A 20,031-nucleotide genomic window follows, 5' to 3' on the forward strand; every position below is an offset into this window, starting at 1 on the left:
GTCTACTCCTCCACGGCCTGCGTGCCGGCGGCACGGGCCAAATCATCGATTGCCAGGATGTCGGCGCTCAGGGCGCGATGACGGCCATCGAGCGCGGGATCGCCCGCCTGCTCCACGGCCAGTGACTCGCCGGTACGCATATACCACGCGGCGCGACGACCCCAGACCAGCGCCTCGAGCAGGCTGTTTGATGCAAGGCGATTCTTGCCGTGAACGCCGTTGCAGGCCGTCTCGCCCGCGGCGTAGAGCTCGGGCATCGAGGTGCGGCCGTCCTTATCGACCCATACGCCACCCATAAAGTAGTGCTGCGTGGGCGTAACGGGGATGGGCTCGTCCAAGATGTCGCGGCCGTCCTCAAGGCAGCGCGCGCGAATGTTGGCAAAATGCCCGGTCAGCACATCGCGCTCGACGGGGGCAAAGCTCAGCCACTCGTGCTCGGTACCGTCCTGCTTCATCTGCTCGCGAATAGCGGCAGCGACCACATCGCGCGGCTGAAGCTCGTCGGTAAAGCGCTCGCCGGCGGCGTTGAGCAAAATCGCGCCCTCGCCGCGGCAGCTCTCGCTGATCAGGAAGGTGCGGCCCGGCTGCGGCGAGAACAGTCCCGTGGGGTGGATCTGCACGTAGTCCAGGTGCTCCATCTTAATGCCATGCTCCTGAGCAATGTAGCAGGCATCGCCCGTGAGCTGCGGGTAGTTGGTCGAATGGTCGTATACGCCGCCGATACCGCCCGTCGCCCACAGCGTGTGGCGGGCATGGATCTTAAACGGTTCGCCGGCATGCACGCCCTCGGCGGCATTTGTCAGCTCGTCGGCGGGACGAACCGAGTTGTCCTCGTCCACGGAAACGGCGACGACGCCGGTGCACACCGTGGCGCCGTCACGCTCGCCCGTCAGGATGTCGGTCATGGCAACGTATTCGAGAATCTGCACGTTGTCCAGCTTGCGGACAGCCTGGAGCAGCTTGGTCGTAATCTCCTTGCCCGTAATGTCGGCATGGAAGGCGATGCGCGGACGGCTGTGCGCGCCCTCGCGGGTAAAGTTGAGGCTGCCGTCGGCCTTGCGCTCAAAATCCACGCCCATCGCTAGCAGGTCGTTGATGACCGAACGGCTCGAACGGATCATGATGTCGACGCTCTCACGGCGGTTCTCGTAATGACCGGCGTGCATGGTGTCCTCAAAGAAGGCATCGTAGTCCGAGCCTTCGGGCAGCACGCAGATGCCGCCCTGCGCGAGCATCGAATCGCACTCGTCGACAGCGCCCTTGGAGAGCATGATCACGCGCGTGCTCGTCGGCAGATTGAGAGCCGCGTACAGGCCCGCTACGCCGCAGCCGGCAATGACGACGTCGCACTCCATGTCGGGGTATTGCTTGGTTTCCACAGGAATCCTCTCCCTTGAATGTGACATAAGGGACCATCCCTCATGCCACATTGTTCTAGCGTGCTGCGTACTCGAGCATACGATCGAGCGTGAGCTTGGCCTGGTCGGCAGCCTCGTCCGACACGCCGATCTGCACTTCGCCCTCGCCCGTCTCCAGGCAGCGCACAAGCTTTTCGAGCGTGATGAGGTCCATGTTGACGCAGGTGGGCTGCACCGCGGGGAAGTAGAACTTCTTGCCGGTGCCCTGGCAGCGGCGCTCGAGCTCGTAGAGCACGCCGCGGACCGTCACGATGATGAACTCGCTCGCGTCCGACTCCTCAGCATACTTGATGATGCCGGCGGTGGAGCCGATGTAGTCGGCCTCGGCCAGGACGTCGGCCTTGCACTCAGGATGCGCCAGCACGAGCGCGTTGGGGTGGGCCTCCGTCGCGTCGACGATCTGCTCGACGGTGATGATGTGATGGCGCGGGCAGTAGCCGTTGTTGAGGATGACGTGCTTTTGCGGCACCTGCTCGGCTACGAAGCGGCCCAGGTTTTGGTCGGGAATGAACAGGATATGCTGCTGCGGCAGCTCGGACACGATCTTAACGGCGTTGGAGCTGGTGACGCACACGTCGCTCCAGCTCTTGATCTCGACCGTGGAGTTGACGTAGCAGACCACGGCAAGGTCGTCACCGTACTCGGCGCGGGCGGCGTCGACCGTCTCGCGCTTGACCATGTGAGCCATGGGGCAGTCCGCGCCCGGCTCGGGCAGCAGCACGGTCTTGGTGGGGTTGAGCAGCTTGGCGCTCTCGCCCATAAACTCCACGCCGCACAGCACGATGGTCTGCTGCGGCAGGCTCTTGGCAAGCTTTGCCAGGTAAAAGCTGTCGCCGACGTAATCGGCCACAGCCTGGACCTCGGGTGCCACGTAATAGTGTGCCAGGATTACCGCATCGCGTTGGGTTTTTAGTTGCTGAATGGCCTCGACGAGCTCTGCGGGCACCAATGCCGCGCGCTCCGTTGCCGTCGTTGCCGATGCCAGGCCGGCCGCAATGTCGCGTGCAAGCTCCGACGCATCCATGTTCGCGCTCTGTGCCATCAAGGCCCCTCTCTTTTGGCGAATCTTGGGGCTTTAGTATGACACCTAGGTTTACAGCTGACAAGACAGCTGTAAACCTAGGTGTAAAGTTGAAATAAAGATTCAATCATGTGGCAGGTCCATTTTCGAACTGGCAAGCTGAGGATAGCCGAGCTCTCGATAGCGCAGGAGGCATCTTTCGCCACCGCAATACCGCTCGGCGCGAGTTGCGCGACGTGGGGCGCAAATGGGACACGCCTCCGCGAGCGGTCCGCACCCAATGTGGCAAAATCGAACTACTAAGGGGGCTCAGAATGCTCAAGATTATTGCCTGCGACGACGACGTCGCCTTTCTAGATAGACTGCACCGGATGATCGACCGTTGGTCGAGCGAGACGGGCACGGCGGTCGATGTTGCGCTCGTCACGCGCGGCGAGGACCTGCTGGCGCGCCATGCCGCGTCGCGCGCCGACATCATCCTGCTCGACATGATCATGCCGCTCGTCAACGGCATGGACACCGCGCGCGAACTGCGCCAGGCCGATACCGCCGTGCGCCTGGTGTTTCTCACCTCATCGCCCGAGTTTGCACTGGAGTCCTACGAGGTCCGCGCCTTCGATTATCTGCTCAAGCCCGTGGCCTACGAGCGCCTGGCGCAGTTGCTCGACGAGCTTTCGAGCATGCGCCCGGCGGCAACCGACGAGCTCGTGATCAAAACTTCCTTTGGCTACCACGCCCTGCGCCTGTCCGACATCGAATATGCCGAGGCGCGCAACAAGCACGTGGTCTTCCACCTGCGCGACGGACGCGATATCGAGGCACTCGAGTCGTTCCGCAGCGTCGAGGACCGTTTGGCGCAAAATGCCACCTTCTTTAAATGCCACCGTAGCTACCAGGTCAACTTGCGCAACATCGACCACTTCGATCGCACGGACATCGTCATGCGCTCCGGCGCGTGCATCCCGCTTTCGCGCAGCTGCAAGCAGGGATTCCAGGACGCCTACTTTGCGGTGCGATTTGAGGGCGGGAGGCGCTGATGCCTGCATCGGTCGAAATGGTTCTTTGGGCGATTCACCATGCCACGACGCTGCTCTTTGGCGTTTTTGCCTCGGCGGCGCTCTGCGGTGTCGAAATCAATCGACGCCATGCGCTCGAATTGCTGGGGATCGGTGCCGCAACCGGTGCCGCCTTCTCGATTGCCAATGCCGTTGGCGGAGAACTGTTTGCCCGTCAGGCTTACCCGCTCGTCGTGCACCTGCCGCTTATCGTCTTCCTCTGCGCGCGTTACCGCTTAAGTCCGCTGCTCGCGGCATTGGGCGTCACCAGCGCCTACCTGAGCTGCCAGTTTAGCAACTGGATGGGTATCGCCGCATTCGCAGCCACCGACTCGCAGGTTGCATACTACCTTGCGCGCATTGCGACCACGCTCGGCGTCTTTGCCGTCCTCCTGCACTGGGCCGGCGATATCGGTCCGCGCTTGGCGATTAAAAGCACCACCGAGCTGGGCATCCTTTTAATCCTGCCGCTCGTCTATTACGTCTTTGACTATGCCACCAACGTCTACACCGCGCTGTTCCACTCGGGCTCGGTGGTGACCGTTGAGTTTTTGGCCTTTGCCCTTTGTGCCTTCTACATTATGTTTCTCGCCGTCTACCTGCGCGAATACGAGGCAAAGGAAGTAGCCGAGCGTGAGCGCTGGATGCTCGAGACGCGCGACAACTCCGCCATCAAAGAGCTCGAGGCCTGGCGCCAATCTGGACGCGAGCTGTCGATCCTTCGCCACGACATGCGGCACTTTTTGCGCGGTCTGGCCATTCTTGTTGAGGAAGGGCACATCGACGAGGCGCTCGATCGCATCGATGAGCTCTGCGAGGCCAACGACCGCACCGCCGTGCGCCGTTACTGCGCCAACGAGACCGTCAACATCGTGCTTTCGTCATTTAGTTCGGATATCAACAAGCACGGCATCACCGCCGACCTGCGTGCCGCCGTGCCCGAAACCGTTCACGTGGGCGATGCCGACCTGTTCAGTGTGCTTTCGAACGCCCTGGAAAACGCCATCATCGCTGCAAGCGCCGCCCCCGAAGGCAAACGCTTTGTCGACCTTGACCTGCGGCTTGAGGACGGCCAGCTGCTGCTTTTGGTTTCCAACACGTTTGGACGCGCGCCGCGCATGGTCGACGGCATGCCCGTGACCCAACACGCCGGCCACGGTTTTGGCACCAAGAGCATTAAGCTTGCCGTGGAGCGCATGAGCGGCAACTGCCAGTTCCGCATCAACGGCGACCGGTTTGAGCTGCGCGCCGTGATGTAGGGGCGCGGGCGCGACGGATTTGCGTTCCGCGGGCACGGCTCGCCCGCTCGGGGTCGCCTTGCCGGCGCAGGCCCGTTACAGCGGCGCGGCCGCCGGGGTCAGCTGCTTAATGTAGGCCCACATGCGCTGCTTGGCGGCCTTGTCGGTGAGCGCCGCCTCAAAACCGTCGAGCGCCAGCACTCGGCGCCCTTGCACATGGGCGACCAGGCCGGGCTTGAGCATGGCGGTGTCAAAGTCCTCGATCGCCACGAGCATATCGGCATAGGTCTCGCGCATCATGTCTGCCGCACTGTTGTCCAGCAGCAGCACCGCCTCGGGATCCAGCGCCTCGAGCGCCTCGCGGAACAGCTCGCACGGCAGGGCGTGGCCCACCGCCACCGTTCCGTCACCCGCGCCGGCGACGCTTGCCAGCACGCAAAAATCCTCGGGCGCATAGCCGATGGCCCCGAGCGCCTTACGCAGCGCCGCGCCATCCGCGCCCGCGGCAAGCTCGCCGCCCGAGCGCTCGGCTTCATCCAAATCGCCTTTTACCAGCACAATTGGCGAGCACGCGTTGCCTGCGATGCGCACGCCACGACCCGCAAGCGATGCGAGCTCCTGCTCGGCCGCCTGAGCGATGGCTTCTTTTTTCTGGCTTTGTGACATAGGTATGCGCTCTCCAATCGTTTGCGTGGGCACCATTATATAAAAGAGCCGCCCGCGAGTGGTTGCTTTGCGGGCCGCTGGGTATAAGCACGGTCGTACTGAGTTTTACGCGGCCGAGCCGCGTCGCATTATGGAGGTCACCATGGCTGACATTAATCAGATTACCCCCGAGAACTTCGATTCCATCGTTAACGACAGCCTGCCCGTGCTGGTCGATTTTTGGGCTCCGTGGTGCGGGCCCTGTCGATCCCTCTCGCCCATCGTTGACGAGGTTGCCGATGAGCTGGCAGGCAAGCTTGCCGTTGCCAAATGCAACGTCGACGACAACCAGGACCTGGCCATGAAGTTTGGCGTCATGAGCATCCCTACGCTGGTCGTCTTTAAGAACGGCGAGGAAATTGACCGCTCCGTTGGCGCGCTGCCCAAAGCCAGGCTGCAGGCGCTGCTTGAGAAGCACCTGTAATACACCGGTCACGTGCTGCCGTCCATGAGCGGTTTTGCGCCGCTCACCGGAGAGCCGGGCGCTGCGCCCGCGACCACGGATAGTATGGTAATCACAAACAGCCCCCAGTGAACGGGTGCGGGTCAGACGGACTCGCACCCGTTTTCTTCATTTGTCTAGTCTTTGCCACAAGTTTTGTTATGGATTTAAAAACTCAGATCCGATAGCACGTTCGTAAGACTGGATCGTTTCGGCATTTGCCCTCTCGATATCATTAAGCGGTGATGTCATCGCATCAAATTCCTCAGGCGAGTATATGCCTTCATACCAATCCTTATTGTCGAAATACTCTTGAATCTTCTCGTCCTTGAACTTGCGACCATGACGTGCGTATATTTCGTTTCTTGCTAAGCATAGTTCCCATGAGCTCATACCCATATTTTCAATCTCGGTCTCGGTATAGCGTCGCGAGTCACTTTCAGAAAGCAAGTATCCGTCTACTGTCGAACCCTTTGCATCACAGCAATAGGAAAAGCTATCCATAACCTTATGTGATTGATTATCAATAAACGACACGACAACCGTACGGCCATCGCCCGAATCGCTGCCGAGTGTCGATCGATATGCGAGCTTGCAAACTCCGTCCGAACCAACTACAACACTCCGGGGGTTAGTCGAAGCCTGCTCGCCGTTCGTGCCCGTTTCTTTCAGGGACCAATTCTCCGGCTTCGACAACGCCTCTGTCGAAGAGCCGGTCACCTTGGCATTCACCACCATCTCTGGAAACCCGACGGAGCTATTTGATACCACCATTAATTCAGTTGCGCCCTCGTCGTCGGCCTCGTCCTTTTCATCTGAGTTTTCCGACTCAAACTCATCGGCGTCCGATTTATACATCGTATGCTGATAGGTTTGAGTGAATTCTGGTGATGAGTGCCCGCCCCCGAATCGATTCCAAACATAAAAGCCGCCAACAATGATGGCGGCCACCAGGCCAATTATCACGATTTTATTTGAATCGAATCCGCCAATTAACCCAATTACTCTTTTACCTAGTTCGTTGCCAGAATCCTCCGCCGCTGCCCTCCCCTTCGCATTATCCTTGACATCGAATGGCATCCGCTCATTCTCTGTGGTCGACCGACCCACGTCAGAAGATACTTTCGCAGCACAAAAGGGGCAGTAGACTGTCCCCTCCTCTATCTCTGCGTTACATTTGGGACACTTCACTGTCTCCCCTTTCAATCTGTCTTTTAGCCATCGACATGACGTCGATATTCTTGATAGTTCGACAGATATGATGAGAATTCCGCCGATGTATCCGAATTTCCCGTCCGCCACGCCTTGTGGTCGATAATCTGGCTCTTGAACCCGTAGTACTCATCGATATACGCAATTAGACCGTCGACAGCGATAAGCTGCTCTTCGGGGTAATCGCCCGATCCTCCAACATGGACCATCTCAATCCCAACGGAATAAGAGTTCATGCCGTAATCGGGATAGCTTCCCCCTATCGGTAACGTTCCGACCTTGTCATCTCTCGAATCATCGATTGTTCCATACTGCTCGTTCTTCCCAGCATCGCCAAAACCGGCATGGTGCGCGATTTGATCGAGAGGCACACATTGAACGATCGACCCATCTTTTCCAACAACAAAATGAGCCGCTACCTTATTGCCGTTGGACTCCCACCAATCGATGACACTTTCAGGGGAAGAATCGCCCTCCGTATCGTGCAAAACGATGTACTTCTGAAACTCAGGACCCTTAGGCCCATGCGCCAAGTCGGCGTAGTACCGTTCTTGAATGCTTGGCTGAAATTCCGAGCTCCCATCGATGGACGAAGAGCGAGATTCGTCTTGCTCTACAACCCCTGAAACCGTGTCAGCAACTCTCGCATTGCAGATATCAAGCACATCTCCAACACTATCTGCACAAGCCGCCAGCACGCAATTGCTTCCGCTGGATTTCACGACCTTTCTCACGCCAATACGACCGACCAGAACAATTCCCAAGCCGAACAAGAAAACGGCAAGCGCGGAGACGAGCCCCCGCGCCACCCATAAACGCCTAGAGCGAGTTTGCATACGTGCTGACCACATCGCATGCCGTACTGATAAGGCCACCCGCCTCGAGCAGCTTTGCCGCTGCCGCTCCAAGCTGCCCAACCGCCTCATTTTGAGCGGTCGAATTTGTTCCTTCCATTGCCGCGTTAAGCATATCGTGCAGTGAATCGAGATCGTCCGCCACCGTGACGCACACACCTCGCTGCGTCTCCATCTTCGACACCAACGCGTTCAGCTCTGCAACGAGCTGGCCGATGTTCTGACTCATTTCTGTTCCTTTCCGTTGTCACAACAACCCAAATAGCACATTCGCAATAAGCGAAATTACCCCAATACAGCACGCGCATAGAACCGCCGCCTGAGAAAGGCAGCCGCCTTTCGACTCCTCGGCTTTAACGGGAAGAGGATCCGGCATCGCCTTCTCTTCTTCCACCAGAAGACGCTTCCGGTCAAGAGCCGCCCGTCGAGCATCCAGTGCATTTGAAGATCGCTGACTCAACTCGTTCACAGACGTATCTTTTTCAATCATCTCGATATAGCAATCGATTTTCTTGATAAGCCCTGATAACGAAGAGGCAAGCTCGGCAGCGTCTTCATTCGACGCAATCGGTCTTACCATGTTCGGAAGCGCAGCGCCGACGTCCTTCGCGTGACTCCCCGCAAGTCGTTTAGACAATTGCGAAAAAGCCTCCTGTGCTTGATGCGCCAGGCGATCTATCTCCGCTTTCTTTTTGCCCGCCATGTTCCTCGCAGAGGTCGACTCCCGATCACAACGATCGCACTCCTGCTTAACAAGCTGGGCGGTCGACGCCTCCGATTTCAGAAATCGTTCTGCTTCGGACAGATACCTTTCGTACAAATCATCCCTGCTCATCGTCGCCCCTCCTCCATAATCGCGTTGCGACAAAGGGCATGAGCTTCATTGAGGGACGTCCCGAAGAAGCCTCCTTGTAAAGGACCCGGTTCTCTTGCCCGTTCCACTGGCACAGCGGGCCATCCAACTGCTTCGCTGCGACATTCGAGCCAAACAGACACGCCACGCCGTCAAAAGACGACAGTCCCGATGAACCCAACTGTGCTGAAAGCGCTACGGGGTTTTGCCAGTGGCAGACAAAGTGGATTCCGTGCATAGGAGCCTCACGGAATACCTTTTGAATCTTCTGCTGAGCACCAAAGTCGAAAGATCCTAGTGAGTCCGCATTCGGCACCAACACAAACCGCTCCCGCCCACATTCTTCCCCGACATCATTTCTCTGAAGACAATTGGTAATCCATGCAGCCGCTTCGTCCGAAGGCACGACCTCCGGAGAAACCCCCGCACGAGCGCATATCTCCAGAGTCGAATTAGAAACATGGCGCGCGCCATCCTCCACTACAGTAAACTCAGCGCCTCGCTCATAGCGTGCAAGCGATAAAACAAGCGTTTCCATAACGCACGCCGCAAGATCGACAGAATTCGGAAGATCACCGAGCCCTGGCAGCGTTCCCCTGCCCACAAGAGCGATATTGCTTCCCGCAGCTCTTTCAAACGGGAAATATATCGGTGCCAACCCAGCAGAAACACCCCGGCCAAGCAAGGCGCTCGGCACGTTACCTGAATCTATGTCGTTCTGCTCAAGGAGGGCCTCAGTCAACTCCGGCAGAGTGCTTCCGTCGAAAACCACCGGTTCATCAAGGTGCTCTTTTGGCATTGCATAGAACTTGTTCCTGAGACTGTCCAACGTGGCATCCTCAGCAAACGGCGTAAGCACCGTCACATTTGCGCTCGGATTTCCGTAATCTTCGTTCAGAATCGCCTGTCCCCTGAACCTTAGACTAGCAGCCGCCTCGTTAAAGGGTCCGAAAGTCGCCCGCGACTCCGCCGGCGAGTTTTTCAGTCCGATACGGATAGGAAACTGTGCGAAGAACTTGCCCTGGGAAATGGCAAGATTGGTTATCCCGCCGATACTTTGTGACGCCAATATCACGTGAATACCGTATGCACGATAGAGGCGAACGATGCGTTCCAAAAGTTCACAGGCTTCCTTGCCTCTCGCGCCTTCTAGAAATAGCTGGAACTCATCAATGACCACAACGATACGCGGCATCTTATTCCCGCTATTGCGCCGATACTTGAGCAGATTATCTCCGTAAGGCTTGATCGCAGCGGCCCTCCGTTTGGCCTCGGCGGCTATGGAATTCAGCACATCCATGGCAAAGTCTTCATCGGCCTCAAGCCCAAATGCCTTTACCTGCGGTAGATACTCGGGGGAATCCGGCGTGGGAGCCATGGGAAACAGGGTAACGCCCTCTTTGAAATCAAACAGATAGAGTTCCAACTCGTCGGGAGAATACCTGGCACACAAACCGTAGATGATATCTTTCAACAGATTCGATTTACCCTGTCCGACCGCGCCGGTTATCAGTGCATTATGTCTTTGAGTCTCATTCGAGCCAATCGTGACATCAACCGTCTGGGTTCCACGCAGACCCAGCGAGAACGTGACTCCGTCCTCGCTCGTCTCCATCCAATACTCCGCGGGAAGCACCGACTCGATCTTTACTTCGGGCAACCGCAGCTCTGCCGCTGATCGGGCCATCCGCTCGGCGGCTTGCGCCGATTCAATCGTGTCAAGCTCGTAGAGCTCAACATCGTAGCCATCGTGACCCAGCCATCGGGCATGACTGCCCGAGAATAGTTCGAGACGCTCCGAAACAGGATAGGAACGTTTCTTCTCGCAATACCATTTGGGCAAGTCGTCCATCTTAGGTTGTATCATCAGGAAAGAAGTGCCTGCCTTTGGGGCCGCCTTCATCAGCGAGCAGATACGGTCGTATTGCTCGGCAGCCATTCCCATCGGCATATCGTGGATCACAACGAGCTGGTACTTCTCGACCGGCATTCCGACCCGTTGGTGATATACCGCCAGGCTCTCATCGTCTGACAGTAACTCGTTGTTGATTTGCGTCACACGGTCGGTCAGCTCGTTAAGTAAGGCGTCGAGTTCGCCTCTCGAATGCAAATACCTGACCGCTGCCTCACCTTGCCCGTTCCGGCCAATCGTCGAAAAAGGAGCCTCGATGTTTTTGAGTGCCGGGTCAAAACTAATAATTTCAACTTGCGACGCTGAAGTCGATAAAAGCGTCTTGGCCTCTACCTCGCGTACTACCCCGTCTGAAATGTAGCCCTCGCCTGAAACCGACATCACGATATTGCCGTGACCAAGCAACGGAACGATAAAGGGCACCGTAAACAAATCGTCACGTTTTGAAGTTTTCGACATCGATCCAATCTGGATATACTCGGCGGCATTGAGGGCCGAGCCTTCCTCGATCGCCAGCAACTCGTCAACGGTATCCTGCACTCGCTTTTTCGAAAGGGCGTTGCGGCGCTTCTCCCGGATGCTGAGTTTATTGAGCGCTCGTGTTTTTGCCTCCTGTCTCTCCTTCAGCGTCATCTTCAACCACGTGTCAACGGAGGCAGACTGGGATTCACAAGCTCCCAGCAGACGAGCCTGGCATTCCTTGACCTCGCTGAGCGCTTGCCTCATTTCGGCACAGGTCTCTTCCAGCGACATATTGGCCATCAGTCCTCTTCGTGCCGAAAGACAACCACTCGCGCTGGACGGAGAAGTCTTCCACCAATCCTGTAACCGTCTCGCTCTACGCGAGCCACCTTTCCATCTTTGAAGGCGTCGTCTGTCTTAATCAATCCAACGATTTCATGCTCATGTAGGTTAACTGTCTCGTCGCACAGAACGGACTCAAGCCCGTAATGGCTACAAACCTCGATAATCTCATCCGCAATCGAAGACCTCAAGTCCTCTGACAGCGGCTCATTCTTAACTCTATCAACAGCAAGCAGCAGCTCACTGAATAATCCTGCATAAGCTTCGCCAGTGGCCAAGTCTTTGATTTCTCTTGAATCTGATTTGAGAGAAGCGAGAGACGCTCTGAGCCGTTCTGCACAGTCAATAATTGCTTGGCGATCCATCTCCAAGCTGTCGAGTGCTTGGTCCCAGCGCACGTCCATTATTGGAGCCCCGTCCTCTTTGCAAGCTCTCCTAATTTGCGGGCATTGATCATCCATCCGGTCGGTACAACAAAGAAGAATGCATACAGGAGCAGCCCAAAGAACAGAACGAGCGTCAAGAGAGCGCCACTTGACCCGCTTATAATAAATAAGAAGGTCAAGCCGCAGAGAATCCAAAACCATCGGGCAGGTGCAATGTAGTGCCTTTTACGCGCCCAGTCGATAAGGCCCTCCATTTTCTCAATCCATTCCTCATCAGCCTTGTCGATATTTCCCAACGCGCGCATTTCACTAACGACAAGTTCAGCATGCTGGATTTGTTTCATATTGGTGAAATAGCCAGCATTATCCTTTGAGCTCATTTTGTTCTCGACATCCGTCTCTAGACACCGGCATAACGAGCTTAGGACGGGTCCATAATCCGGATGTGCCTCATGAAGATTGCGCGCCATAGTGAGGGCCTGGTCAAATTTCCCCTGAAGATAACGCGCATCAACCAAGCGCGCCATAATCGTATAGTCGCTCTTATCAATCTGCTGGGCCTTCAGAAACTCAGCCTCGGCGTCTGCGTATTTATCAATCATTATGTACGAGTCGCCCAACAGCCTATGAGCGGTCGCCTGATTCGAGCCAAGCTTCAGCAACTCAGATGCAGCAAAAATGGATTCGTCATACTTGTCCATCGAATATGCTGCCAGAGCCCACACAAGCCATGCTTCCGCATCGGTTGAGCAATTCCTTGTTGCTTCCCTAGCGGCAAAACAAGCGTTGGCACTCTGACCGTTTTTGAAATAATCTTTCGCTTCTGATGTCCAGTCTTTCTCGGCGGTTGCAGCACGGGCGTCTTTTTCCAGGTCCCTCTTGCTGTCACTCTTCCCGCTATCATATGTGGCATCGTATTCCAAGCGTTTTGAACTGTTGTGAAACAACGAATCTGCTTCATTTAAGAGCTGCATCATCCTTTCGGCGTTTGCTCTTTGCATAGCATCCGGAGATCCTTCGAGGCGCCTGAAGCGCTTCCGTGTTTTCTTAATCGCCTCTTCAATCTCCTCAATCGGCGCATTCTTTTCCAGTTCGAGAATTTCATAGTAGTCAACAAATTCTTCCATCAGTGTCCCCTATCCAATTTCGATGTTCTTCATCTTGTTAACGGCAGTATCGAGTTGCCGTTCATCCATATTCGCCACACGGTCGATTTCGAACTCGCCATACAGCTGGCCGCTCCCCCCGGCATATAGACGGATATGCACGGTTTGTTCTCTGTCGTATTCGTAAACCACGCGGACGGGAGATCCCTTGGGCAACCCGGGCGGAAGCGGTATTTCCTTTGAACCGATAATGACCACATAGTTCAAGTCTGGGTCATCGCCTTGTGTCACCTGGACATCGACGTACGACTGGTTCTCACTCACCGTTGCTGCGTCCTGCGAATAACTCCCCGGCACGGGTGAATTCCTCGGAATCACGACATTGTTGTAGTCTTTGCCGTCTTTCCCGAGCATCACAACCCCCAAAGGTTGCGAAGTAACATCGGCAATGACTACGCTCGGAGCCGTAAAGAGGGGCATATTCGGCAAACTATTTTCCGCCGATCCTGCCACGTCAGCGCTCGATTCCATTTCTATTGCGGCCTGAACGGCAGCCCCCATGGCGACAGCCTCATCGGGATTTACCCCAAGCTCGGGTTTCATCCCCGAAATATCTTCGATTAACTTGTGTACCATTGGCATACGCGTTGAGCCACCAACGAGGACCACATGATCGATCTGACCCCATGAATAACCGGTGTCCTCGAGCACGTCCTCGACCAGCTCCTGCGTTCGATTCAGGAGTGACCTACTCGCCCGCTCGAAATCTTCGCGAGAAATAGCCACACGATAAGGCTTTCCGTTCTTCGAAATATGGAGGTTTGCCTTTGGCACGTTCGAAAGAGTGCGCTTAACCATTTCGCATTTCTCTCGAAGCTCGGCACTTATCAGATAATCCTCGAGAACATTACCAGCACCCTGTTTCGAGAGCTCTTCTGCCACGAACGACATTAGAGCGTTATCGAAATCGAATCCGCCCAAGTTCCTATCGCCATCGGTTCCGATAACCGTAAAGCAACCGTCCTCTATCTTAAGAAGCGTCACGTCAAACGTTCCGCCGCCCAGATCATAGACAAGCGTGACGCCGTTCTTCTCGGTATCGAGACCAAAGGAAAGGGCTGCGGCCGTCGGTTCATTCAACACGCGAAGCACTTTGGTGCCCGCAATTACACCCGCCTGCTTTGTCGCAGTTCTTCTTGCATCATCAAAGTATGCGGGAACCGTAATCACGGCTCCGCATACTTCTTCTCCAAGTGCCTGCTCGGCATCTTGCAATAATTTTTTGATAATAAGGGAGGAAACCTCTTCTGCAGAGTAGGAAACGCCCGAGTCGGAGTCGAATCTCCAATCCGGATTTCCCATCTGCCGCTTCACGAACTGGACAACATTATCGGGATCACTTGCCGCCGAATGCTTGGCCATCGTTCCAACAAGCGGCTCGTCTTTTCCGTCAAATGATTGGAATAAAACAACCGAAGGTGTAGTCGGTTCTCCGTCCGCATTCTTCAGTATTTCGGGAAGTCCATCGTCTCCCAACACAGCGACGGCCGAATAGGTCGTCCCAAGATCGATTCCAACAACTCTCCCCATAGCCACCATTCCTCGATGTCTATTTCTATTGGTTTTGAGTTTATTCATATTAGACTTTATGTCAATTATTGCACCTAAGAACAATTCAGTTAGACATTTGACCGGCATTGAAATGCAAAGTTGCTCTTGATTATTCAGACGGGAGCGACATGGATGAGACTAGTAGACATACCGCACTCGCCAGAATCCGCAAAAAGTCAGGGCTTACTCAGCTTCAAATTGCGGACAGTCTTGGCGTTAGCAAGGCGACATATAGTGCATGGGAAACAGGTCGAGCAAAACTAGGAGAAGACCGCATTGTTGCATTGTGCGATCTCTTTGGATGCACGCCCAACGATATCCTTGGCTATACCAAAGATCCAGACGGAAGCCCTGCGTTTTTTACCGCTCAGGAAGACGAATATCTATCGCTCTTCAAAGCCCTGCCGCCAAACATCAAGGCCGACATTCTTGACATCATGCGTTATACGACAAAGGCCTGGAGACTCTAGGGCTTCTCTTTTGGCATCATGAATGTTAACTAGATATAATGTCCAACTTGCACAATCTAAATTGTCCAACTTGCACAATCTAAATCGTCCAACTTGCACAAATCAACGGTATAATACCCTACTAGCAAGGAGGGTGACATGGGTTCAATTCAACACGGTTATTTACCACGAGTCGCGGACAAAGTGCTCGCCAGAAAACTAAAATCTTCTGGGGCTGTCCAAATCAAAGGGCCAAAATGGTGCGGCAAGACCGCAACGGCTGAACAGGCAGCCGCAAGCAGCATCTACATGCAAGACCCCGATAACGGTCCGAGCTACATCCAGCTTGCCGATTCGAAGCCCTCTCTCCTGCTCAAAGGAGATGAGCCACGCCTCATCGATGAATGGCAAATGGCCCCACAGCTTTGGGACGCCGTAAGGTTCGCAATCGACCGCGGCAAAGGACGAGGCAGGTTTATCCTCACCGGCTCCGCAACGCCTCGGGCAAGCGAAATGCCGGCACACTCAGGAGTCGGCCGCATAGCACGTATAAACATGCGCCCGATGTCACTTTTTGAATCACGCGAGTCAACAGGATCAGTTTCGCTGGCAAGCCTGTTTGATGGAAACACCGATGTTGCCGATATAGTCGACTTCGATATCGAACGTATCGTCTACTCACTTTGCCGAGGAGGTTGGCCTGAAGCGGTTACCGAGCCAAACCATGGGATTGCGCTATCCATGGCCCCTGATTACATCTCGGAACTGCTTGATTCCGATATCGACGAGATTGATGGACTGCGGAGAAATAAGACTTGGATGGCCCAGATTATTCGAAGCTACGCTCGCAATATCTCGACAGAGGCATCGCTCGCCACAATCGCTGCTGACATGCAAGGAGAACCTCCCTCAAGAAATACCGTTTCTGAATATGTCGACGCCTTGACCCGCTCCTGCGTTTTCGAAGATCTCGAGGCATGGGCCCCGCGGCTCCGCTCAAAAACCGCCGTACGGACGAGTCCGACGCGCCATTTCTGCGATCCATCGCTTGCGGTCGCAGCCCTGGGGGCAACGCCTCAAAAGCTCCTGGAGGATTTTGAAACATTTGGGCTTCTGTTTGAATCGATGTGCATCCGTGACCTGCGCACCTATATGGATTTGCTTGGCGGCAAGGTTTACCACTATCGGGACAAGACCGACCTTGAAGCCGATGCCGTACTCGTGCTAGACGACGGCAGGTACGCTCTGGTTGAGGTCAAGCTTGGCTCAAAGCCTATAGACACCGCTGCCGCCAATCTCAAGAAACTCGCATCTAAAATCGATGCGAGCCACCAAGGCGAAGCGTCCTTCTTGCTCGTTCTCACTGGAACCGCAACTGCCTACCGACGGGAAGACGGTGTCGTAGTCGCGCCGCTTGCTTCACTGGCACCGTAGGACAACTGGCATACAGCGGCGGGCGCGGGAGCCCTCCGTAGTAGAATCTGAACCACTGGATTGCCCCGTACAAAAGGAGATTCCCATGCATGACGTTGGAATGAACATGAGCCAGCTTGCCATGAGCGTCAAGCAGGTCGACGACACCATCGAGCTCGCCCACGAGTGGAGCCATCAGCTGCTGCATGCGACCGAGAACTTTGACATGGAGCGTATTGGCGCCAAGCTCGAGGCCGCCATGGCTGCGCTGCACGAGGCGCATGACGCGCTCGAGGGCTACGAGGAGGCCATCGAGGCCGATCACAACTCCGTCGGCTCTGTGAAGCTGGTGTAACGTGGCCGGGCACGAGCACGTGCACGACTGCGGGCACGACCACGGCGCGGGTGCCGAGGCGAGCTGCCAGCGCGGTAGCTCCAGCTCCGAGCTGGTCCGTTTTTCGGTCACCGCGCCCGACGACCTGCTGCGCCGCTTTGACGAGCAGATCGCGCGCCGCGGCGATGTGGCCAACCGCTCCGAGGCCGTGCGCGACCTGATTCGCGCCTCGATCGCCAAGGAGCAGATGCGCACGCCCGACGAGCACGTTATCGGGTCGCTCACTATGATCTACGATCACCATACCGGCGACCTGACGCGTCGTCTGGACGAGGTGCAGCACGACTACACCGACGAGATCGTCTCGACCATGCACGTGCATCTGGACCACCACAACTGCCTGGAGATTCTGGCGCTTAAGGGTCGCGGCGAGCGCGTCTACGAGCTGGCTGACCGCCTGCTGGGCCTGCGCGGCGTTAAGCACGGTGAGCTCACCTGCGCCGCCACCAAGCAGAGCCTGGGGCTGTAGCGGGTTTCCCGCAGCGCACCTGCCAAAAAGGGACAGGTTTGTTTTGGCAGGTTTAGATATTTTACCTACCAAAATAAACCTGTCCCTTTTTGGTCGGTTTTGATGAGGGAGAGTCGCATGCGGCATGCGCATATTCACGTGACGGGCATTGTGCAGGGTGTTGGCATGCGACCGTTTGTGTATCGCGAGGCCACGGCGCACGGCATCTGCGGCTGGGTGCTCAACGCGGGCGACGGCGTGCATATCGAGGCGCACGCTTCGGGCGCGGCCGTCGGCAGCTTTGTCGCCGCGCTGTCGGAGCATGCGCCTGCGGCTGCCCGCGTGGAGCGCGTTGACGTTGCGGATTTGGAGCCCGGGGCCTGGGATGCCGCCGATGAGCAAGGCTTTTGCATCGTGGCATCGCAGGACCAGACCGCGCACACCACACTTGTCTCGCCCGACATCGCCACCTGCGACGATTGCCTGCGCGAGCTGTTCGACCCCGCCGACCGGCGCTATCACTACCCCTTTATCAACTGCACCAACTGCGGGCCGCGCTTTACTATCATCCGCTCGCTGCCCTATGATCGAGCGGCCACCTCGATGGACCGTTTTCCCATGTGTCCCACGTGCGCCGCGGAGTATGCCGACCCGCTTGACCGGCGCTTTCATGCGCAGCCCGACGCCTGCTTTGATTGCGGCCCGCATATTACGTGGCGCGAGACGGCGAGCGACATGGAGCTCGAGGGTTCGGGCGCGACGCCGGCTGTCGGCGACACGCGCGAGGCCAGCGATGCCATCATCGAGCGCTGTGCTGAGCTGCTCGAGGCCGGCGGCATTGTTGCCATCAAGGGCCTGGGCGGATTCCACCTGGCTTGCGACGCCGCCAACGAGCAAGCAGTAGTCGAGCTGCGCCGTCACAAGCGCCGCAGCAACAAGCCGCTTGCCGTTATGGTGCGCGACCTTACCGATGCCGAGCGCCTGTGCCGTGTCAACGACGCCGAGCGCGACTTGCTGGCCGGCAGCATCCGCCCCATCGTGCTGCTGCGCCGGCGTGGTGTTGGCATGGGAGATTCCTTCGATGCTCTCGCACTTGCGCCGTCCGTTGCGCACGATCTGCCCGAGCTCGGCGTCATGCTCCCCTATACCCCGCTTCAGCATCTGCTGCTTGCCGCGGCAGAAACGCATGGCATGCACGCGCTGGTTATGACCAGCGGAAACTTGAGCGAAGAGCCCATCGAGACCGATGACGATCTTGCCTGGGAGCATCTCGTTGCCGCCGGCATCGCCGACGCGCTGCTCGGCAATGACCGCGCGATCCTCTCGCGCTACGACGACTCCGTGGTACGTGTGGTCGACGGGGTCGTTATGCCCGTGCGCCGCGCTCGCGGGTACGCCCCGCAGCCGTTGCCGCTGCCGGCACTCGCCAGCGCCGCGCCCTGTGTGCTCGCCTGCGGCCCGCAGCAAAAGGCCACGATCGCACTCACGCGCGAAGACGCGAATGGAACGTCGGCCTGTTTTGTGTCGCAGCATATCGGCGATGTCGAAAACGGTGCGACTTTCGATGCGTGGAATGCGGCACGCACGCGACTGGAAGACCTTTTTGACCTAGCGCCCGCCGCGCTGGCCTGCGACTTGCACCCCAGCTACCTATCGAGTCAGTGGGCACGCGAACAGGCGCGCGAGCGCAATCTGCCGCTTATCGAAGTCCAGCACCATCATGCGCATATCGCGAGCGTGATGGCTGAGGCTATCGCCACAGGACAGCTTGCACCCAATGCGCGCGTACTTGGCATCGCCTTCGATGGAACGGGCGCTGGCACCGACGGAACCATTTGGGGCGGTGAGTTTCTTGTCGCCGGCCTCGCCGATTTTGAGCGCACCGCGCACCTGCGTACCTGGGCACTCCCCGGTGGCGCCGCATCTGTGCGCGACGCCCGACGCAACGCCTTTGCCCTGCTGAGCGAGCTCGATCTACTCGAACATCCGGGTGCCGCGGGACTCCTGGGCGGCCTCGATGAGCAGACGCGCAGTATCACGACCACGATGATCAAGCGGAACATCAACAGCCCGCGAACGAGCAGTATGGGCCGTCTGTTTGACGCCGCGGCGGCGATCTTGGACATCTGCGGCACTGCAACCTACGAGGGCGAACCCGCCATCGAGCTCGAGGCCGCTGCCTGGCGTGCGCTTGACAGCAGAACCATCCGCCCCATCGGCGATCAGGCAGGCGCACTCACACCTATCGACGGCTCCCCCGTCTTGGATTCCCAACCGCTTATCGAAGCTCTTCTGGATGGAATCGAGGCCGGCGCGCCGGCTGACGGGCTCGCGCTCGACTTCCATATCGCCATTGCACGCGCATCGGCACGTATCGCAAGCGAAATCTGCGCTCGCGAAGGCATCGACATCGTCGCGCTCTCGGGCGGCGTGTTCATGAACCGACTTTTGCTTCGGCTCCTCACGCGCGAGCTCAAAGACGCCGGTCTTGCCGTCTTGGTTCCCCACACCGTGCCCGTCAACGACGGCTGCATCGCCTACGGCCAGGCGGCGGTCGCCCGCGCTCGCCTCACGCAGATCGCATCGCGGTAGGCTGCTTGGCCAGCCCATGCGCCGCCGTCTCACAGGTGTAACGCGTTTGCCCGCAACCCCCGCGAGCGCTACCATCAACTGATGGATTATTAAGCGCCCATCCAGCGCAAAGCGTATA

General features: G+C 57.2%; 19 protein-coding genes. 8 read left to right on the forward strand and 11 right to left on the reverse strand.

What is annotated here, in order from left to right; genetic code table 11:
* Positions 1-2 precede the first annotated feature (2 nt).
* Positions 3-1,406 (reverse strand): L-aspartate oxidase, encoded by a 1,404-nt coding sequence (locus I1M21_RS04955; RefSeq protein WP_195192665.1) that lies wholly within the window; start codon positions 1,404-1,406, stop codon positions 3-5.
* A 28-nt stretch (positions 1,407-1,434) separates the two neighbouring features.
* Positions 1,435-2,460 carry a quinolinate synthase NadA gene (gene nadA, locus I1M21_RS04960; protein WP_195192666.1) on the reverse strand — a complete coding sequence of 342 codons (1,026 nt, stop codon included), beginning with the start codon at positions 2,458-2,460 and terminating at the stop codon, positions 1,435-1,437.
* A gap of 293 nt (positions 2,461-2,753) precedes the next feature.
* On the opposite strand from nadA, the gene I1M21_RS04965 reads away from it, so the two are divergent.
* Positions 2,754-3,476, forward strand: a complete 723-nt coding sequence (locus I1M21_RS04965; protein WP_195192667.1) for a LytR/AlgR family response regulator transcription factor — start codon at positions 2,754-2,756, stop codon at positions 3,474-3,476.
* A complete protein-coding gene (locus I1M21_RS04970) occupies positions 3,476-4,753 on the forward strand; it encodes an ATP-binding protein (RefSeq protein WP_195192668.1) in 1,278 nt (425 codons plus the stop codon). Before I1M21_RS04965 ends, I1M21_RS04970 begins: the two co-directional genes overlap by 1 nt.
* Before the next feature lie 75 nt (positions 4,754-4,828).
* On the opposite strand, the gene I1M21_RS04975 is transcribed toward I1M21_RS04970, so the two are convergent.
* The gene (locus tag I1M21_RS04975) at positions 4,829-5,398 is read right to left on the reverse strand and encodes a hypothetical protein (protein WP_229025618.1); all 570 of its coding nucleotides are present in this window, start codon (positions 5,396-5,398) and stop codon (positions 4,829-4,831) included.
* Between the two features lie 142 nt (positions 5,399-5,540).
* Between I1M21_RS04975 and trxA the strand changes: the two genes are divergently transcribed.
* Positions 5,541-5,861, forward strand: a complete 321-nt coding sequence (gene trxA, locus I1M21_RS04980) for a thioredoxin (RefSeq protein WP_195192670.1) — start codon at positions 5,541-5,543, stop codon at positions 5,859-5,861.
* A 177-nt stretch (positions 5,862-6,038) separates the two neighbouring features.
* On the opposite strand, the gene I1M21_RS04985 is transcribed toward trxA, so the two are convergent.
* From I1M21_RS04985 to I1M21_RS05020, 8 genes are all read right to left on the reverse strand, one after another.
* Entirely contained in the window at positions 6,039-6,959 is a 921-nt protein-coding gene (locus tag I1M21_RS04985) for a YARHG domain-containing protein (RefSeq protein ID WP_195192671.1), read from the reverse strand.
* A gap of 134 nt (positions 6,960-7,093) precedes the next feature.
* Positions 7,094-7,927, reverse strand: a complete 834-nt coding sequence (locus I1M21_RS04990; RefSeq protein ID WP_229025619.1) for an N-acetylmuramoyl-L-alanine amidase — start codon at positions 7,925-7,927, stop codon at positions 7,094-7,096.
* Complete coding sequence (locus I1M21_RS04995) at positions 7,911-8,174, reverse strand: hypothetical protein (protein WP_195192673.1); 264 nt, start codon at positions 8,172-8,174, stop codon at positions 7,911-7,913. The genes I1M21_RS04990 and I1M21_RS04995 overlap by 17 nt, the downstream gene beginning before the upstream one ends.
* Before the next feature lie 18 nt (positions 8,175-8,192).
* Positions 8,193-8,780: a hypothetical protein gene (locus tag I1M21_RS05000; RefSeq protein ID WP_195192674.1), complete on the reverse strand. Its 588-nt coding sequence runs from the start codon at positions 8,778-8,780 to the stop codon at positions 8,193-8,195.
* Entirely contained in the window at positions 8,767-11,472 is a 2,706-nt protein-coding gene (locus I1M21_RS05005; protein WP_195192675.1) for an FtsK/SpoIIIE domain-containing protein, read from the reverse strand. Before I1M21_RS05005 ends, I1M21_RS05000 begins: the two co-directional genes overlap by 14 nt.
* Positions 11,472-11,918, reverse strand: coding sequence for a nucleotide exchange factor GrpE (locus I1M21_RS05010; RefSeq protein ID WP_195192676.1), 447 nt, complete (start codon positions 11,916-11,918; stop codon positions 11,472-11,474). Before I1M21_RS05010 ends, I1M21_RS05005 begins: the two co-directional genes overlap by 1 nt.
* Positions 11,918-13,027 carry a J domain-containing protein gene (locus I1M21_RS05015; protein WP_195192677.1) on the reverse strand — a complete coding sequence of 370 codons (1,110 nt, stop codon included), beginning with the start codon at positions 13,025-13,027 and terminating at the stop codon, positions 11,918-11,920. The genes I1M21_RS05010 and I1M21_RS05015 overlap by 1 nt, the downstream gene beginning before the upstream one ends.
* Positions 13,028-13,036: 9 nt before the next feature.
* Positions 13,037-14,596 (reverse strand): Hsp70 family protein, encoded by a 1,560-nt coding sequence (locus I1M21_RS05020; RefSeq protein WP_195192725.1) that lies wholly within the window; start codon positions 14,594-14,596, stop codon positions 13,037-13,039.
* Positions 14,597-14,745: 149 nt separating this feature from the next.
* Between I1M21_RS05020 and I1M21_RS05025 the strand changes: the two genes are divergently transcribed.
* The 5 genes from I1M21_RS05025 to hypF all read left to right on the forward strand — a co-directional run bounded on the left by I1M21_RS05025 (position 14,746) and on the right by hypF (position 19,913).
* Positions 14,746-15,087 carry a helix-turn-helix transcriptional regulator gene (locus I1M21_RS05025; RefSeq protein ID WP_195192678.1) on the forward strand — a complete coding sequence of 114 codons (342 nt, stop codon included), beginning with the start codon at positions 14,746-14,748 and terminating at the stop codon, positions 15,085-15,087.
* Positions 15,088-15,225: 138 nt separating this feature from the next.
* A complete protein-coding gene (locus tag I1M21_RS05030) occupies positions 15,226-16,500 on the forward strand; it encodes an ATP-binding protein (RefSeq protein WP_195192679.1) in 1,275 nt (424 codons plus the stop codon).
* Between the two features lie 85 nt (positions 16,501-16,585).
* Entirely contained in the window at positions 16,586-16,834 is a 249-nt protein-coding gene (locus I1M21_RS05035; RefSeq protein WP_006235225.1) for a hypothetical protein, read from the forward strand.
* A gap of 1 nt (position 16,835) precedes the next feature.
* Positions 16,836-17,342 carry a nickel-responsive transcriptional regulator NikR gene (nikR, locus tag I1M21_RS05040; protein WP_271762882.1) on the forward strand — a complete coding sequence of 169 codons (507 nt, stop codon included), beginning with the start codon at positions 16,836-16,838 and terminating at the stop codon, positions 17,340-17,342.
* Positions 17,343-17,459: 117 nt separating this feature from the next.
* The gene (hypF, locus tag I1M21_RS05045) at positions 17,460-19,913 is read left to right on the forward strand and encodes a carbamoyltransferase HypF (RefSeq protein WP_195192680.1); all 2,454 of its coding nucleotides are present in this window, start codon (positions 17,460-17,462) and stop codon (positions 19,911-19,913) included.
* Positions 19,914-20,031 lie beyond the last annotated feature (118 nt).

It is taken from the genome of Collinsella aerofaciens (assembly GCF_015546965.1).
In the GTDB taxonomy this organism is placed as follows: Bacteria; Actinomycetota; Coriobacteriia; order Coriobacteriales; family Coriobacteriaceae; genus Collinsella; species Collinsella aerofaciens_X.

What these genes read in the sequence shown, in the direction of transcription:
- I1M21_RS04955 (WP_195192665.1), bottom strand. Translation starts at nt 1,406, where the DNA reads ATGTCACATTCAAGGGAGAGGATTCCTGTGGAAACCAAGCAATACCCC.
- nadA (WP_195192666.1), bottom strand. Translation starts at nt 2,460, where the DNA reads ATGGCACAGAGCGCGAACATGGATGCGTCGGAGCTTGCACGCGACATT.
- I1M21_RS04965 (WP_195192667.1), top strand. Translation starts at nt 2,754, where the DNA reads ATGCTCAAGATTATTGCCTGCGACGACGACGTCGCCTTTCTAGATAGA.
- I1M21_RS04970 (WP_195192668.1), top strand. Translation starts at nt 3,476, where the DNA reads ATGCCTGCATCGGTCGAAATGGTTCTTTGGGCGATTCACCATGCCACG.
- I1M21_RS04975 (WP_229025618.1), bottom strand. Translation starts at nt 5,398, where the DNA reads ATGTCACAAAGCCAGAAAAAAGAAGCCATCGCTCAGGCGGCCGAGCAG.
- trxA (WP_195192670.1), top strand. Translation starts at nt 5,541, where the DNA reads ATGGCTGACATTAATCAGATTACCCCCGAGAACTTCGATTCCATCGTT.
- I1M21_RS04985 (WP_195192671.1), bottom strand. Translation starts at nt 6,959, where the DNA reads ATGCCATTCGATGTCAAGGATAATGCGAAGGGGAGGGCAGCGGCGGAG.
- I1M21_RS04990 (WP_229025619.1), bottom strand. Translation starts at nt 7,927, where the DNA reads ATGCAAACTCGCTCTAGGCGTTTATGGGTGGCGCGGGGGCTCGTCTCC.
- I1M21_RS04995 (WP_195192673.1), bottom strand. Translation starts at nt 8,174, where the DNA reads ATGAGTCAGAACATCGGCCAGCTCGTTGCAGAGCTGAACGCGTTGGTG.
- I1M21_RS05000 (WP_195192674.1), bottom strand. Translation starts at nt 8,780, where the DNA reads ATGAGCAGGGATGATTTGTACGAAAGGTATCTGTCCGAAGCAGAACGA.
- I1M21_RS05005 (WP_195192675.1), bottom strand. Translation starts at nt 11,472, where the DNA reads ATGGCCAATATGTCGCTGGAAGAGACCTGTGCCGAAATGAGGCAAGCG.
- I1M21_RS05010 (WP_195192676.1), bottom strand. Translation starts at nt 11,918, where the DNA reads ATGGACGTGCGCTGGGACCAAGCACTCGACAGCTTGGAGATGGATCGC.
- I1M21_RS05015 (WP_195192677.1), bottom strand. Translation starts at nt 13,027, where the DNA reads ATGGAAGAATTTGTTGACTACTATGAAATTCTCGAACTGGAAAAGAAT.
- I1M21_RS05020 (WP_195192725.1), bottom strand. Translation starts at nt 14,596, where the DNA reads ATGGGGAGAGTTGTTGGAATCGATCTTGGGACGACCTATTCGGCCGTC.
- I1M21_RS05025 (WP_195192678.1), top strand. Translation starts at nt 14,746, where the DNA reads ATGGATGAGACTAGTAGACATACCGCACTCGCCAGAATCCGCAAAAAG.
- I1M21_RS05030 (WP_195192679.1), top strand. Translation starts at nt 15,226, where the DNA reads ATGGGTTCAATTCAACACGGTTATTTACCACGAGTCGCGGACAAAGTG.
- I1M21_RS05035 (WP_006235225.1), top strand. Translation starts at nt 16,586, where the DNA reads ATGCATGACGTTGGAATGAACATGAGCCAGCTTGCCATGAGCGTCAAG.
- hypF (WP_195192680.1), top strand. Translation starts at nt 17,460, where the DNA reads ATGCGGCATGCGCATATTCACGTGACGGGCATTGTGCAGGGTGTTGGC.